The following is a 14,821-nucleotide window of genomic DNA, read 5'->3' on the forward strand; positions in this document are numbered from 1 at the left end:
ACTCAGACCAAGATCATCGATTCATTACCTGACACATGACATGACCATGTGCTTACTCAAATAATGCTCAGCGGAGCAAACGATTTAACCAAATCGTCCAAAGCCTTAAGTTGTAGCAGGAAAGGCTCCAACTTATCGAGAGGTAATGCGCTTGGTCCATCACATTTAGCCGAGTCGGGATCTGGATGCGCCTCTAAAAAAAGACCCGCAAGCCCGGTAGCCAGACCAGCGCGAGCCAACTCAGCAACTTGCTGACGCCGACCGCCTGAAGCGGCTCCCATCGGATCGCGCTGCTGTAGTGCATGCGTCACATCGAAGATAATCGGCAGATCATTGCAGACCTTTTTCATAACACCAAAACCTAGCATATCCACCACCAGATTATCATATCCAAAACAGGTACCGCGATCACATAAGATGAGTTGATCGTTACCTGCTTCTTTAAATTTTTCGACGATGTTAGCCACTTGCGTTGGACTCAAAAATTGTGGCTTCTTAATATTGATCACCCGCCCGGTCTTCGCTAACGCGACCACCAGATCGGTTTGGCGCGCCAGAAAAGCCGGCAACTGCAATACATCAACAACTTCCGCCAAGGGTGCTGCTTGCCACGATTCATGCACGTCAGTGATGATAGGTACGCCAAAGGTCGACTTGACTGCTTCGAATATCTTTAGCCCCTCTTCAAGCCCCGGACCGCGGTAAGAGTGAATCGAAGAGCGATTAGCTTTATCGAAACTAGCTTTAAATACGAACGGAATACCAAGCTTCTGGGTGACACGGACGTATTCCTCACAAGTACGCAAGGCAAAATCTTTTGATTCGAGGACGTTGATCCCACCGAATAAAACAAACGGCGCAGCATTGTCCACATCAATAATGTTATTAATTTTAATCATCAGAACCTTTGTAGATTTTTTAAAGGCACAAAATACAACTATTATTTTGCACCGAAATTAGATAGATCATCCTCACATACAAGCAATTACACGACTTATTTCGGAAGTCGTGACGCACTGCACGCACGGGAAAAACTGAGCGCTTCAAAGCGTTATTTCCAGCGACGCCCCAAGAAATAACAAGGCTTGCTGGAGAATCAATAAAACTACCTAAAAGGCAATATTTAACATCTACAAACCTCAAAAACGTAGTATTCCATGAAAAATGGGAAAAAGTATTTTGCGATGGAAAGATTTCCAGAAAATAAATCAAAAATACAAGAAGAAGAATCTGGCTGAATTTATTATAAAAAGGGACTTCATGCAAAATATAGTGAGAAAATTAATTTAAGCCAACGCAACAAAAATCGCTCCAATAAAAAACCGCGCTGATGAATGTGTATTCATCAACGCGGTTTTATACGTACAAACACGAGATTTATTCGACCGCTTTCACCATCGCCTCAATCACCTTCTTAGCATCCCCAAACACCATCATGGTTTTATCCATATAGAACAACTCGTTGTCCAGACCGGCATAACCAGAGGCCATTGAGCGTTTGTTGACGATGACGGTTTTGGCTTTGTAGACTTCCAGAATCGGCATGCCTGCAATCGATGATTTTGGATCTTTAGCAGCAGGATTAACCACATCATTCGCACCCAGCACCAGCACCACATCAGCCTGACTGAAATCGTTGTTGATGTCTTCCATCTCGAACACTTGATCGTACGGCACTTCGGCTTCTGCCAGCAGTACGTTCATGTGTCCCGGCATACGTCCTGCCACCGGATGGATCGCATACTTCACGATCACGCCTTTGTGCGTCAGCTTCTCGGTCAGTTCCTTTAACGCATGTTGCGCGCGTGCTACAGCCAAGCCATAACCAGGAACGATGATGACAGTTTCTGCGTTACCTAGCAGAAACGCAGCGTCATCAGCCGAGCCGGATTTGACTGGACGCTGAACTTGCGACCCGGCGGCGGCAACGGCACTCGTGTCGCCACCAAAGCCACCCAGAATCACATTAAAGAACGAACGATTCATCGCCTTGCACATGATGTAAGACAAAATCGCACCGGAAGAACCGACCAGTGAACCGGCAATAATCAGCATCGAATTGTTGAGCGAGAAACCGATTCCGGCCGCTGCCCAACCAGAGTAACTGTTCAGCATCGACACGACCACCGGCATATCCGCGCCACCGATTGGAATGATGATCAGTACGCCGAGTACAAACGCGATGAGCGCCATCAAAATAAATGGCAGCCATGCTTGCGTCATGACAAAGATAATGCCCAGAATCAGCATTGCTACAGCCAGCAACAGATTAATAAAGTGCTGACCGGCAAAACTTACCGGCGCACCCTGAAACAGACGGAACTTGTATTTTCCAGAAAGTTTACCAAATGCGATGACCGAACCAGAAAATGTAATGGCACCTACAAAAGTACCAATAAACAGTTCGATGCGATTACCGACTGGCAATGCCGCACCATGCGCCGCAATCCCGAAAGCCCAAGGCTCCGAGACCGCTGCGACCGCGATACAAACCGCAGCCAGACCAATCAACGAATGCATCGCTGCAACCAATTCCGGCATTTTAGTCATCTCAACGCTTTTGGCCAGATACGCGCCAATACCGCCACCGACTACTACACCACCAGCGACCAGCCAGAAGCCAAATCCAGCACCTTGCGATTCAACTTTCAATTTGATGATCAACGCTATCGTGGTCACAATCGCCAGCGCCATCCCACCCATACCGAACGCGTTTCCGCGCCGTGCAGTGGACGGATGCGATAGACCCTTTAGCGCCTGGATAAAACAAACCGACGCAATCAGATAAAACATTGTGACCAGATTCATACTTAACAAGTTAGCGATTTCGGCACCCATTAATGCGCTCCCTTATTGGTATCTGCATCTGCAGCTTTGGTCTTAGGCTCTTTTTTCTTGAACATTTCCAACATGCGCTGCGTGACCAAAAAGCCACCGAACACATTGACCGCAGCGAGTGCGACAGCTAATGTTCCGGCGATCTGACCGACCAGACCTTCAGTCAATCCGGCGGCCAACATTGCGCCGATAATAATGATCGCAGAAATCGCATTGGTAACGGCCATCAACGGCGTATGTAACGCCGGTGTGACAGTCCAGACCACGTGATAACCGACATAGATCGCCAGTACAAAGATGATCAAATTGGTGATGGTGTGCGACACTTCCATGTGTTCTCCCCCTTATTTTTTGACAGACCGCAGATTCAAAATGGTTGGTATGCGGTTGCTATCGGTTAGCCTTATTTCATCCCTGTCATACGATTTTTATCGTCGACAAATACAACTTTCGGTACATAAATCGCCGCATCCGCATCCGAAAATGGGGAATACGTACAAATAATCAACAAATCTCCCAGATGGGCGCAACGGGCGGCAGCGCCGTTGAGCGCAATCGCACCGCTGCCGCGCTCGGCACGGATTGCATAGGTCGAAAAGCGCTGACCATTATTGACATTATAAAGTTCGATTTTTTCGCCCTCAATAATATCGGCCGCTTCCAGCAGGTCTGGATCAATACCACATGATCCCTCGTAATGAAGGTCGGCTTGGGTAACAGTTGCGCGATGAATTTTCGCGCGTAACATGATGCGTTGCATTACTTCTTTCTCCTGTGTTCGATGGTGTCTGCCCGTTTTTACCTGCGCAGATCCACCGAAAATATGTAATGTTATTTGCGAAGAACTTCACCGCCGCTGCACAACAAGGTCGCGACAACAATATCGTCTTCACGGTTAATCACCAATCCACCCTCAGGATTGACGATCAACTTTAAGAAATCCAGTACATTGCGGGAATACAGCGCCGAGGCATCCGCGGCCACTAGCGCTGCCAGATTGCCTTCGCCGATAATGTGCACGCCGTGCTTGATGACGGTCTTGCCAGATTCCGATAAGGGACAATTGCCACCTTGATCGACTGCCATATCGAGAATCACCGACCCTGGCTTCATCGCCTTGACGGTCTCTTCACTGATCAGAATGGGTGCTTTGCGACCAGGAATCAATGCCGTTGTGATAATGATGTCGGCTAATTTGGCGCGCTCATGCACCAACTCAGCCTGACGTCGCATCCAGTCCGCTGGCATTTGGCGTGCATATCCACCGACGCCTTGGGCGATTTCTTTCTCTTCATCAGTAATAAAAGGCACATCGAGAAACTTGGCGCCCAGAGACTCAATCTGCTCTTTTACCGCTGGCCGCACGTCGGATGCTTCAATTACTGCGCCCAAACGTTTTGCCGTAGCGATTGCCTGCAAACCGGCCACACCCGCGCCCATGATCAGCATCCGCGCGGCCTTGACGGTTCCGGCGGCGGTCATCAACATCGGCATGAAGCGTTGGTAGGTATTCGCCGCCATCAGCACCGCTTTGTAGCCAGCAATGTTCGCCTGGGACGAAAGAACGTCCATCGATTGTGCACGTGAAGTCCGCGGTGCGGCTTCGAGTGCAAAAGCCGTCAGACCATGGCTTGCCATTACAACAATGTTTTCGGCATCAAAAGGGTTCAACATGCCGATAATGACCGTGCCGCTTTTGAGATGCGCGTACTCTTCTACCGCAGGAGCACGTACTTTTAACACCGTCTCTACACCAAACGCGTCTGCGACAGTGCCAATTTGCGCACCAGCCGCTGCATAAGCCTCGTCAGTGATACTCGACGAGATACCGGCACCAGCTTGCACTACAACGTGATGCTTTGCTGCTACTAACTTTTTGACCGTCTCTGGGGTCGCTGCAACCCGGGTTTCGCCAGGCCGCGTTTCGGCGGGGATGCCGATTTTCATAAGATTCTCCCTTATTGTGTAAAAATTCTTGTGGTAAATACACACTATTAATTTGTTGCCAACAGATGATATACCACGATGCTAAACCATACTGAATGACACAACGACAGCGACAACGACAACGTCAATGCCAATCTACCGTAGAGAGTCCAATCAATTCAGACAGCGCGCTCCGATAACGGGTGGTAGGGATATTACACGGAATATTTATTGCTAAACAATATGAAACTAGTCATAACGCTCTATCAGGTCGTCATTTAATGAACATCGGCATTCTGTTGTGGTGGATACACGATATTGAAGGGGTTTGATCGAAAATTTGACAGCCACGTTAAAATGTCGGATTACCCGAGGAATTTATGACTGAAGTTTGGAAACCCTCTGCCACGGTAGCAGCCATTATTGAGCGTGACGGCCATTTTTTGTTAGTAGAAGAACACACAAATGACGGCCTTCGTATTAATCAGCCAGCCGGGCACCTGGATCCCCATGAATCACTGATTCAGGCGGTGGTGCGGGAAACGTTGGAAGAAACTGCACACGATTTCACCCCAACTGCGTTAATTGGTACCTATCTGGCCAGCTATTACTCTGCCCGCACAGGCGAAAGTGCCACATATTTACGATTTGTATTTTGTGGCACTGTCGGCAAAATACACAACCAACCACTCGACGAGGGTATTGTCGGCGTGCTGTGGATGTCGCGAGATGAATTAGCCGCTTGTCCAGAACGCCATCGCAGTCCGCAGGTTCTGCAATGTATAGATGATTACTTGCGTGGCGACCGAGTGCCGCTATCAACGCTGCACACCCACGCCAGCGCGCTCACCCATCACAATGACAGCGGGAGCGACCATGTCTAAAGCAAAAAAACGCGTCGTTATCGGCATGTCGGGCGGTGTCGATTCGTCCGTCTCGGCATGGCTATTGAAGCAACAAGGCTATGAAGTGATCGGCCTGTTCATGAAAAATTGGGAGGATGATGACGACTCCGAATATTGCTCAACACGGGAGGACTGGATTGATGCTGTCAGCGTCGCCGACGTCATCGGCGTAGATATTGAAGCTGTCAACTTTGCGGCTGAGTACAAAGATCGCGTCTTCGCAGAATTTTTGCGCGAATATCAAGCCGGTCGCACCCCGAATCCTGACGTATTGTGTAATGCCGAGATCAAATTTAAAGCCTTTCTTGATCACGCAATGAAGCTCGGCGCTGACCTGATCGCGACCGGCCATTATGCCCGCGTACGTCAAGCGCCAGCTGGCAATTTTGAGTTATTAAAAGCGCTGGATGCCAGCAAAGATCAGAGTTATTTTTTGCATCGGCTGAATCAGGCCCAATTGTCGAAGACCTTATTTCCTCTGGGCGAAATCCAGAAAACGGAAGTACGTAAAATCGCTGAACAAATTCAGCTCCCGAACGCAAAAAAGAAAGATTCGACAGGTATCTGTTTTATTGGTGAACGGCCGTTTCGAGAATTCTTGAATCGCTATCTTTCGTATCAACCCGGCCCGATGAAAACCGACGCTGGCGACACCGTTGGTGAACACGTTGGCCTGAGTTTTTACACACTCGGCCAGCGCAAAGGAATCGGCATTGGTGGAATGCAGTCACATAAAAATGCTGCTGGTGATAGCGACCCTTGGTACGTCGCAAAAAAAGACATTGAAAGTAACACGCTGCACATAGTGCAAGGCCACGATCATCCTTGGCTGCTCTCATCGACGTTAGAGGCGGGACAAGTCAGTTGGGTCGCAGGTGAAGCGCCAAAACAAGCGCAATTATCTGCAAAGACCCGCTATCGCCAGGCCGATATGGCATGTAACTTTAATGGCAACTTCGCCAATACCGCAGCTGACACGACCGAAACTTTTTCCCTCAACTTCGACGCTGCCCAATGGGCAGTCACGCCGGGACAGTCTGCAGTGCTATATGACGGCGATGTTTGTCTGGGCGGAGGAATTATCATGTCATCTGGAGACGAAAAATAAAGCAAAGACATGCAATATAGACAATATGACAACCTCTTAAAGCGTTAATGGACACCCCCCAGCCAGCGACCTGACAACCCACTTGTTGGAATTCGTCGCACATCCTTTACGGACCTTCGCGCTAAGAACGCCTCCGTTAATGCGTCGCGCTATTAACGTTACTTTTTGCAGTGCACCGGGTGGAAGATTAGCAATAGCTTCCATTCGCCTTCGCGACCTGCTGCATGTCGCTTGGTGATTGCCTTTCGCGCCTATCCATCTTGCTATTTCCCCTTAGCCGAGCCAGAAGACCCTACCAAAAAGTTTTCCCGATACAACAAATGGAAACACCACCCAAAATTTCAACCCCTTTATTATTTCTAATAATGAAATAGTGAATTATGAATTTTGCTGTTTATTGACGGGAAAGGATTATTTATAATTCATTTCATCGAGGAAACGACAACAGCTTCCCGCCAATATGACACAGTCAGGCGGAAGAAAGTAAAGAAGTACTCGTTCACTGAGGCAGGACCCGATAGGCGTTAATCGCCCGTTCCGCCAAGCCCGGTGTTGAAATTAACTTTATGGAGAAATATATGAACACCAAACAATTGATCGCTGGTTTAGTTGTCTTAGCTGCCGCTGGTAGTGCTTTTGCTGAAATGCCTTACCCTGCGGATGATCATTTCGTTTCAACCAAAACCCGCGCCGAAGTGAAGACCGAATTAGTGGCAGCACAAGCACAAGGTTTGTTGAATCAAAACCACGCCCGTTATCCAATTCTGCCTTCAGAACAAAGCTCGCTAACACGCGCTCAGGTTGAACAACAAGTTTCTGAAAAAACAGATATGTCAATTAACACGGGCAACTAATCAACCGAGTCAAAGACAGGTATGCGATAGTATGAATATCGCTGCTAAAAAAAACGCCACCACAAGTGGCGTTTTGCTGTTTTATTAACACTTTAGATAGTCGTGATTAGATAGTTGTGACTTTTCATAAAAAATAAGCGGCTAGTACAACAATCACGTAAGCACGTATTCAAAATGCGAACTGATGTAGTTACTGATACGCGTAGCAACATCTCATCACTCATCGGGTTTCACCATGTGGTTCCTAGCTTCCTTCTTGCCTCAGCATCTGCTAACAGATTCATGTCCAGCGCCGTTATCTCCGAAACGCTCCTTCGCTTCGCTGACAGCATTGCTGACATCATGGCTGACATCAAAATCGACCAACGGATTTCTCGTTGCCAGCACTTTGGCAGTTTCGCTTAGCGGGTGTGCAAGTTATTCAGGCATCGACCCTATCGCCAAACTCAGCGATGGTCAGAGCATCGACGGCCGCGCACTCAATAACAGCGCAGCCATGACCGCCACGCAAATAAACGCACAATGGCCGACCGTCACCTGGTGGAAAGCTTACCGCGACCCGCAACTCGATACGCTGGTAAAACAGGCAATTGCGGACAGCCCATCTATTAAAATCGCCCAAGCGCGGATTCGTCAGGCCACCGCGTTGGCTGGTGTGGCAGAAGCGGGAACCTTACCGAAGGTTGGTGCCGCAGCGTCAGTCACGCGCGAATTGTTCACCACCGACGGCTTATATCCAGCACCGTTAGGTGGCGGTTGGGACTGGAGCAACGATGCACGCATCAAGGCCAGTTATAACCTCGATCTATGGGATAAGGATCGCAACACATTGGAAGCTGCGCTTGATAATGTACACGTCAGCGCGGCAGAGGCACGTGCGGCACAACTGAATCTGGAAGGCATGGTAGTGCGCAGCTATTTGCAGCTCGCATCCCAGTTTGTACTAAAAGATATTGCCGAAGCATCGCTGGCACAGCAGCAAGCTATCGCTAACATTGCACAACGTCGCCTGCATGCTGGCATCGGTACCGGACTTGAGGTGAATCAAGCCGAAACCAGCTTACCGACCACCCGCGCTGCGATTGAAAAGATCAACGAAGCCATCGCGCTTTCGCGCAATCAAATTGCCGCGTTGACGGGCCAAGGGCCCTCCGCTGGCGACGCTATAGCGCGTCCGATCCTATCGCGCAGTATGGTGAATAGTCAACTTGCCAGTAACGCAGAACTAACGATCAGCCTTCCCGACAATGTGCCGGCCAATCTAATCGGGCGGCGTCCTGACGTTATTGCTCAACGCTGGCGCGTCGAATCGCTGACCAAAAACATCGCCGTCGCCAAGGCAGCGTTTTATCCTGATATCAATATTTCGGCTTTCATCGGGTTCGAATCAATCGGCTTAAGCCGCTTCCTGACCACCGACTCCAATGTTCGTGGTTTTGCCCCTGCAATCTCATTGCCCATCTTTGATGGCGGCCGTTTGCGCGCTAATCTGGGCGCACAAACGGCGACGCTGGATGCTGCTATTGAGACCTACAACAATACCTTGTTGCAGTCGTTGCAAAGCGTGGCAGACCAGATTGTCAAATTGAAATCTGTTGAGTTGCAGCGCAATCAATCCGAACGCGCTATGGCACTCGCCGAAAAATCGGCAAGTTTTGCGCAGCGTGCGTTTAAGGCGGGTCTTACCTCCTATCTCAATGTCATTCAAACTCAAACGGCGTTGCTGCAAGAGCAGCAACGTGTCGCACAAACCCGCGCCGCATATTTGGATGCATGGGCACAACTCATGCAAGCACTGGGCGGCGGACTTGGTGACGATTTGCCGCATCCCAAAGTTGAGGTTGCAAAAGCTGCCTCTTTCGCTAAATAAGGCTGACCTCACGCCATGAGTGAACTCGCCCAAAAACTGGATAGCGCCAATGACGCGTGGTTACCGCGCTTGAAAAAAAGCAGCGGTGCCTGGATTCACGCGCAAGCGCCGACTCTGTTACACATGACAAAAATGTTGCTAGCGATTTTTCTGGCGATGGGTTTGTCGATGTTATTCAATTTATCCAAGCCATCCACCGCGATGGTCACCGTCGTGATTGTGACCCAGCCGGGTAGCGGGCTGGTCATGGCGAAAGGTTTCTACCGTTTCATCGGCACCTTCATCGGCGTAGTATTTTCTCTGGTAATGGCGGCCTGCTTCACGCAGGAACCGGTACTATTTTTGATTGCTGGAATGTGTTGGATGGGATTTTGCACTGCGGGCGCAATTACTTTCCGCAACTTTCAGTCTTACGCGTTTGTACTGGCCGGTTATACCCTGGTGATCGTTGGTTTACCGGCTGCGCTGGACCCGGCTAATGCGTTCGATATCGCCGCAACACGGCTCAGCGAAGTAGTGTTGGGGTTGCTATGTGCTGGCGTCGTTAGCGACGTATTGTTTCCTAAACGTCTGTCAGAAATGATTCTTGCCACGGTCGCTCATCGCTTCGCCCATTTTTCTACGTTTGTGCAAAACAACGCAATCGACCCGCATTCTCAACGCTCGCAATTGGATCGCGATAGCTTGATGCTGCGCCTCATCGGCGAGGTCATCGCGCTAGAAAGTCTGCGCACCTCATCGACTTTCGAAAGTTCAACTGGCCATGTAAAAGCAGACCATTTACGTCTCTTAAATACGACGTTCATGACGGTCTCCACCACCTTTCACTCCCTTGACCAACTTTTTCTACGACTACAAAATACCGGAAAAATAAATACATTTAATGCCGTGATGATGGAGTACAACGCCATTGTTAGCATTATGAGCAACAGCCGAGTCGATATCCCGCTGAAGTTGCAGGAATGCCGCCAACAACTTTCAGAACGGCTTGCTGCGTTACGGCGTGGATTAACATTGAGCTTTGCCGAAATGCTGCACCTTGATGAGACTTACATCAACGATGCCTTGCTAGACTTCGATGCCGCCGCGGCCTTATTACAACGTTTTACCGATGAATTGCGTCTTTACACGCGGGTTCACAACGCCGTGCTGGCGCGCGACCATACATTACCCGCGGATATCGCCCTCACCGCTCATTACGTCAATCGTACCGATCCCATCATGGTGGCCATGTCATCGTTAAGGGCAATGATCGGTTTCGGCGTATCGATGCTGTTTTGGTGGCAAACCGGCTGGCCTTCAGGCGTGGATGCCGTAGTGTTCGCCACCGTCGTCAGCGCCTTATTTGCGGCGTCGCCATCCCCGACCAAAACCGTTATCGGCTTTATGCAAGGCGCATTCATCGGCGGCGTTTGTGGCTTTATCTGCGCGTATTACATCCAGCCCGGCGCGCAAAATTTCGTTATGCTGTGCTTATCGCTGACACCATTTTTGCTCTTTTTTTCATGGCTTGCTGCCAAACCGAAATACACAGGACCCGGCTTGGGAATGCTGTTATTTTTTCTGTCCTATGCCGCGGTAGGCAATGTCTATGAGTTCGACTATGTCGGCTTTTTGAATGGCATGACAGGTGGTCTGATTGGATGCGCGATCGCCGCAGCGATGTATATGATTATCGACCCTGTCGATAGTCGCTGGGAACGAGCAAGACTGATCCGAGCGCTACGGCGCCAGGTAGTCGAAGGCTGCAATAAACCTCTTACCGGTTTATTGGCACGCTTCGAAAGTGGTACGCGTGATCTGGTCGGACGGTTTGCCATGGGGCATTTGGTGCCAAGTGATGATGATCGGGAAGTCATGACATGGTTACTCTCCGTGTTTGAAATCGGGCGTGCGGTAATTCACTTGCGAGAAGATATCGCCCCGCAAAACCGCTACCGAAATAACATGTCCGTCATACAGGGTCAATCGGCACAGTCCACAGAGTCGGTCAATTATGCCCATACCGCGATTGAACGCAGTATCACCACCGTTTCGCAATTCTTTTCCCGCCCTAATCCGCGTAATATGGACAGTGCATTGGTGGCTGTTATCGCTGCTATTGCCGCTTGCCGTGTCGTTTCCACGGTGCAGATTCAGGCCTTGCAAAATTACTCCGCAGTCTTGGCCAATCTCCATCTGATCCGAACTTCGCTTCTGGAGCACGGCCCAACTGATCCAATGCGCAACACTTCATCATCAGGATCTGACAATGCCCCGTGAAATCGCAATTTTTGATGCCCTCGTACCGACCCTGCTTGCTGTATTCATTGGCTGTGTCATCTTGCAATTCGGCGTTGACTGGCTACTAACGCGATTACGTCTGTATCGTTTCGTCTGGCATCCTAGTCTGTTTAGGATTGCCATGTTTTTTTGTATTTTTGGTGGTTTTGGCCTTTTACTGCACGCTGCTTGAGACTCATATGAACTTATCGCTATTTATTAAAAACGTCCTAAAAATCGTCATCACACTGATCGTCGTCGTCATTGCCTGCTGGTTGACCCGAGCGCTGTGGGATCACTACATGAATTCACCATGGACCCGTGACGGTAGAGTCCGCGCAGATGTCATTAGTGTTGCTGCCGATGTCGCCGGTCGCGTGATCGAAGTACCGGTCGGCGACAATGCCTACGTCCACAAAGGCGACATCCTGATGAAAATAGATCCGGCCCACTACGCGCTGGCATTGGTGCAAGCCGACGCAATGGTGGCCCAAAGCCGCGTTGCGCTGACAATTAAACAGCGCGATGCAGCGCGCCGTGCCATGCTTGACGGTGATGTTATTTCAAATGAAAGTCGCGAAAATTCCAGTTCCGACGCATCGGCCGCTGAAGCGGTGCATCGGGCGGCATTGGCATCACGCGACATGGCAAAACTCAATCTTGAGCGCACTAACGTGCTCGCACCGGCCGATGGCTGGGTTGCTAACCTCAACGTTCACGCTGGCGATTTTGCCCAGGTTGGTGTTCCTAAAATGACAGTGATTGACGCTAATTCATTTTGGATTTACGGCTATTTTGAAGAAAATAAACTCCCGTTGATGCAAGTTGGTGACAAGGCCGAAATGCGTCTTCTGGGCAGCGACAAGCTTTTGACCGGACACATTGAAAGTATCGCCCGCGGCATCACCGATCGCGACAACGGGCCTAGTAGCAATGGACTGGCAAACGTGAACCCAAGCTTCAACTGGGTGCGACTGGCGCAACGCGTACCAGTCAGAATTCATATCGATAAAGTGCCAGACGGGATCACGCTGGCGGCTGGGATGACATGCACGGTGGTTGTCAAACCGGGTGAAAAAAGCGCATCGCAGCCACCAACAGTAGAGGCAAAAAAAGCTGGATGAATACCAGAGAAAATATATCTATCAACGCAATATTGCAGTGATAAAAGAGTGAATGGATTAACCGCGGGATAAGATATTCCGATTGATCCACGCATTTTTTTACAATCGGTATCAATAAAGCTTGCCAAGTTGTAGCCTTCGATACTCTTGGCCGCCCTTCCCCGTATCGCCCCACAGCGTGGGCGTGGCATTTCCCACTCCTAGTATCAACAATACATCCTCAAAACGCCGTTTTGCTGCCATAGATCAAAGTGCAACTCTCGGCAGGCCGCGGTCGTTCCAAATAAATACACGTTCTAAGCGACCTTCTGTCATTCGTCAGATTGCGCTTGCATTTCTGATATATTACGAATAATCTACTGATATATCACAACATCACCTAATTAAAAGACAAGACTTCAGCAAAAAATGTCCCTGCGAGGACAACACAACGCCGCTGGGCGATTGCATAAGTCCTTAGAAATTTAACTTAATGGAGTGGCCATGTCGCCATTCGAGGCGCGGAGGCCATTTCAGCATGACAACATTTATGGACAAAGATTTTTTACTCAGCACCGCAATCGCTCGGCAGCTTTATCATGATGTTGCGGCCGATTTGCCCATCATTGATTACCACTCGCACTTGCAACAAAGCGAGATCGTAGAGCGCAAGGTGTTCCGTAATTTAACCGACTTATGGTTAAGCGGTGACCACTACAAATGGCGCTTAATGCGCGCCTCTGGCGTCAGCGAAGACTTCATTACCGGTGATCAGGACGACGAAGCCAAATTCCGGGCATTCTGCAAAATATTACCGCTCGCCATTGGTAATCCGATTTATCAGTGGAGCCACCTTGAGTTGCGTCGCCTGTTCGGTATTGAACTGACCATTAACGCCGCCAACGCCGGTGCAATCTGGGAAGCCGCGAATGCCAAGCTAGCCACGATGGATACCTGGTCCTTCCTCGAACAAGCAGGTGTTGAAATCGCCTGCACGACCGATGATCCCGCTGACGATTTGATCCAGCATGATGAAATCGCCGCCTCGCCACTGAAATGCCGCGTGCTGCCAGCCTATCGCCCAGATCGCGCGATGCGTATTAATCGCGACGATTTCGTCGATTATCTTGCCCATCTGGCGCAGGTTTCTGGCGTTAAGATTAATTCTTTTGCATCGATGATGGAAGCGTTGGCAGTCCGTGTGGCGTATTTTCATCAACGTGGCGGCCGCATCTCGGACCACGCAATTGATACTACGCTGCCGCTAATTGCAGCTACACCAGCACAACTGGAAGCCTTATTTGCCAAGCGTCTGGCGGGCGATTTACTGACGGAAGCTGAGATGGGCCAATACTTGCGCGGCCTTTTGGCTGACATCGGCAAGGTCTACGCCAAATTCGATTGGGCCATGTGTCTGCACATCGGTGCACAGCGCAACAACAATAGCCGTATGCAAGCCCGTCTTGGTTCCGATACCGGTTATGACTCCATTTCGGATATGACAATCAGTGCAGGACTAGCCGGTTTGTTGGATTCGCTTGATGCCACTGATGAGTTGCCGCGCACGATGTTGTTCTGCATGAATCCGAACATGAATGAAGTGCTCTCCAGCATGATCGGCAATTTTCAGGACGGTACTGTCGTCGGCAAGATTCAGTTCGGCCCGGCGTGGTGGTTCAACGATCATAAAGAAGGCAATCTGCAACAAATGATTAGCCTTGCAAATCACGGCGTATTGGGTACCTTCGTTGGCATGGTCACCGATTCACGTAGCTTTGCATCCTATCCACGTCACGACTATTTCCGCCGCTTGCTGTGCCGCCAACTCGGATTGTGGGTCGAAAGCGGTGAGTATCCAGCCGATATCGATGCCTTGAGTCAGATCGTGCGTGGCATTTGCTACGAAAACGCCAAGCAATACTTCAAGCTTTAATTGCCTGTAAATATTGACCACT

At 49.8% G+C, this 14,821-nt stretch carries 13 protein-coding genes; 8 read left to right on the plus strand and 5 right to left on the minus strand.

The annotated features are described in order from the left end of the window. Positions 1-56 precede the first annotated feature (56 nt). The 5 genes from kdsA to ACXX82_RS06115 all read right to left on the minus strand — a co-directional run bounded on the left by kdsA (position 57) and on the right by ACXX82_RS06115 (position 4,785). Positions 57-899 carry a 3-deoxy-8-phosphooctulonate synthase gene (gene kdsA, locus ACXX82_RS06095; protein ID WP_322232774.1) on the minus strand — a complete coding sequence of 281 codons (843 nt, stop codon included), beginning with the start codon at positions 897-899 and terminating at the stop codon, positions 57-59. 478 nt (positions 900-1,377) lie between these two features. Continuing rightward, positions 1,378-2,838: an NAD(P)(+) transhydrogenase (Re/Si-specific) subunit beta gene (locus tag ACXX82_RS06100; RefSeq protein ID WP_322232776.1), complete on the minus strand. Its 1,461-nt coding sequence runs from the start codon at positions 2,836-2,838 to the stop codon at positions 1,378-1,380. Next, complete coding sequence (locus ACXX82_RS06105) at positions 2,838-3,170, minus strand: NAD(P) transhydrogenase subunit alpha part 2 (protein ID WP_322232778.1); 333 nt, start codon at positions 3,168-3,170, stop codon at positions 2,838-2,840. Before ACXX82_RS06105 ends, ACXX82_RS06100 begins: the two co-directional genes overlap by 1 nt. 71 nt (positions 3,171-3,241) lie before the next feature. Beyond that, a complete protein-coding gene (gene panD, locus ACXX82_RS06110; RefSeq protein ID WP_322232780.1) occupies positions 3,242-3,598 on the minus strand; it encodes an aspartate 1-decarboxylase in 357 nt (118 codons plus the stop codon). Positions 3,599-3,669: 71 nt separating this feature from the next. Then, positions 3,670-4,785 carry a Re/Si-specific NAD(P)(+) transhydrogenase subunit alpha gene (locus ACXX82_RS06115; protein ID WP_322232782.1) on the minus strand — a complete coding sequence of 372 codons (1,116 nt, stop codon included), beginning with the start codon at positions 4,783-4,785 and terminating at the stop codon, positions 3,670-3,672. Between the two features lie 359 nt (positions 4,786-5,144). Between ACXX82_RS06115 and ACXX82_RS06120 the strand changes: the two genes are divergently transcribed. From ACXX82_RS06120 to uxaC, 8 genes are all read left to right on the plus strand, one after another. Next, a complete protein-coding gene (locus ACXX82_RS06120) occupies positions 5,145-5,648 on the plus strand; it encodes an NUDIX hydrolase (RefSeq protein ID WP_322232784.1) in 504 nt (167 codons plus the stop codon). After that, entirely contained in the window at positions 5,641-6,777 is a 1,137-nt protein-coding gene (mnmA, locus tag ACXX82_RS06125; RefSeq protein ID WP_323505966.1) for a tRNA 2-thiouridine(34) synthase MnmA, read from the plus strand. The genes ACXX82_RS06120 and mnmA overlap by 8 nt, the downstream gene beginning before the upstream one ends. A gap of 578 nt (positions 6,778-7,355) precedes the next feature. Continuing rightward, positions 7,356-7,631, plus strand: a complete 276-nt coding sequence (locus tag ACXX82_RS06130; protein ID WP_322232789.1) for a DUF4148 domain-containing protein — start codon at positions 7,356-7,358, stop codon at positions 7,629-7,631. A 235-nt stretch (positions 7,632-7,866) separates the two neighbouring features. After that, positions 7,867-9,501, plus strand: a complete 1,635-nt coding sequence (locus ACXX82_RS06135; RefSeq protein WP_458562613.1) for an efflux transporter outer membrane subunit — start codon at positions 7,867-7,869, stop codon at positions 9,499-9,501. A 15-nt stretch (positions 9,502-9,516) separates the two neighbouring features. Further along, positions 9,517-11,763, plus strand: coding sequence for an FUSC family protein (locus ACXX82_RS06140; RefSeq protein WP_322232793.1), 2,247 nt, complete (start codon positions 9,517-9,519; stop codon positions 11,761-11,763). Further along, positions 11,753-11,956 (plus strand): DUF1656 domain-containing protein, encoded by a 204-nt coding sequence (locus ACXX82_RS06145; RefSeq protein WP_322232795.1) that lies wholly within the window; start codon positions 11,753-11,755, stop codon positions 11,954-11,956. Before ACXX82_RS06140 ends, ACXX82_RS06145 begins: the two co-directional genes overlap by 11 nt. 7 nt (positions 11,957-11,963) lie before the next feature. Further along, positions 11,964-12,887: an HlyD family secretion protein gene (locus tag ACXX82_RS06150; protein ID WP_322232797.1), complete on the plus strand. Its 924-nt coding sequence runs from the start codon at positions 11,964-11,966 to the stop codon at positions 12,885-12,887. Positions 12,888-13,404: 517 nt separating this feature from the next. Then, the gene (uxaC, locus tag ACXX82_RS06155) at positions 13,405-14,799 is read left to right on the plus strand and encodes a glucuronate isomerase (RefSeq protein WP_322232798.1); all 1,395 of its coding nucleotides are present in this window, start codon (positions 13,405-13,407) and stop codon (positions 14,797-14,799) included. Positions 14,800-14,821: the final 22 nt, after the last annotated feature.

It is taken from the genome of Glaciimonas sp. GNP009, from assembly GCF_054343755.1.